The following is a 1,439-nucleotide window of genomic DNA, read 5'->3' on the forward strand; positions in this document are numbered from 1 at the left end:
CTGTGGGCCCTGGTCGGGCTGCCGTTGGCGGGCGGCGCGGCCCTGGCGCTGGCCGGCCGGTTCGCCGACCGGGTCGCCGCCGCGGTCGGGGTCGGGGTGGCCGGGGCCGTCGCCGGGCTCGCGGTGCTGGCCGCCGTGGTCCGGCCCCGGGCGGAGGCGCCGCTGCTCGCCGGCCTGCCGGTGCGGCTCGCGGTCGACGGGCTCTCGGCCTTCCTGGTGCTCACGGTCGCGGTGGTCACCCTGCTGGTCCTGCTGTTCTGCGCCGGGGAGTTCGCGGAAGGCGCGGCGCGTGCCCGGTTCTTCGGGCTGATGCTGGTCTTCGCCGGGGCGATGCTGGTCACGGTGACGGCCGTCTCGCTGCCGGTGCTGCTGATGGGCTGGGAGGTGATGGGCGCCGCGTCCTGGGCGCTGATCGGCTACCGGTGGCGGGAGCCCGGCCGGGTCGGCGCCGCCGACACCGCCTTCCTCACCACCCGCGCCGCGGACCTCGGGCTCTATCTCGCGGCGGGCGCGGCGCTCGCCGGCGCCCCGACGGCCTCGCTGGCGCTGGCCGACCTGCCGTCGGCGGCCGAGCCCTGGCGCTCCCTGGTCACCGCGGGCGTGGTGCTGGCCGCGCTCGGCAAGTCGGCCCAACTCCCGTTCAGCTTCTGGCTGTCGCACGCCATGCGGGGCCCGGCTCCGGTCTCGGCGCTGCTGCACTCGGCGACCATGGTGGCGGCCGGCGGCTATCTGCTGCTGCGCACCGGACCGCTGCTCGACGCCTCCGGGTGGGGCGCGCCGCTGGTCGCCTGGACGGGCGCGGCGACCGCCGTCGCGCTGGGCCTGGTGGCCCTGGCCCAGGCCGAGCTGAAGCAGCTGCTCGCCGCCTCGACCTGCGCCCAGGTGGGCCTGCTGGTGCTGGCCGCCGGGGTCGGCGCCCGGGCGGGCGGGGTCCTCCAGCTGATGGCGCACGCCGCCGCCAAGAGCCTGGCGTTCCTGGTGGCGGGGGTCTGGCTGGCCGCGCTCGGCACGGAGCGGCTGCGCGGCCTGCGGGGCGCCGCGCGGCGCGGACCGCGCGGCGCGGGGCCGGCCTTCACGGTGGCGCTGGCCGCGCTCGCCGGGCTGCCGCCGTTGGCGCTGTGGGCCGCCAAGGACATGGTGCTGGCGGCGGCGCTCGACGACTCGCCGTGGCTGTACGCGGCGGGGCTCGCCGCCACGGCGTTGGCCGCCGGCTACGGCGCCAGGGTGCTGTGGTTCGTCTGGCGGCCGCCGCCGGACGCCGCCGGGGCCACGGCCGGGGCCGGCGCGCGGCGCGTCCCGGTACCGGCCGGTGCCGCGCTGCTCCTGTTGGCCGTCGGCTGTCCGGCCCTGGCGGTGGCCGCGCTGCCGCCGCTGCGGGACGGCGTGGCGGCGGTGCTCGGCGGCCCGGAGGGCACGGCCGGGCGCGCCTGGGAGTGGGT

The 1,439-nt window shown here is 79.8% G+C and carries 1 protein-coding gene; it reads left to right on the plus strand.

The genetic code is table 11. From position 1 onward, the window contains the following. The coding region (locus tag E1283_RS36200; RefSeq protein ID WP_243745348.1) for a proton-conducting transporter transmembrane domain-containing protein at window positions 1-1,439 on the plus strand (1,439 nt) is incomplete at both ends.

This window comes from Streptomyces hainanensis (assembly GCF_004348415.1).
Lineage (GTDB): Bacteria > Actinomycetota > Actinomycetes > Streptomycetales > Streptomycetaceae > Streptomyces > Streptomyces hainanensis.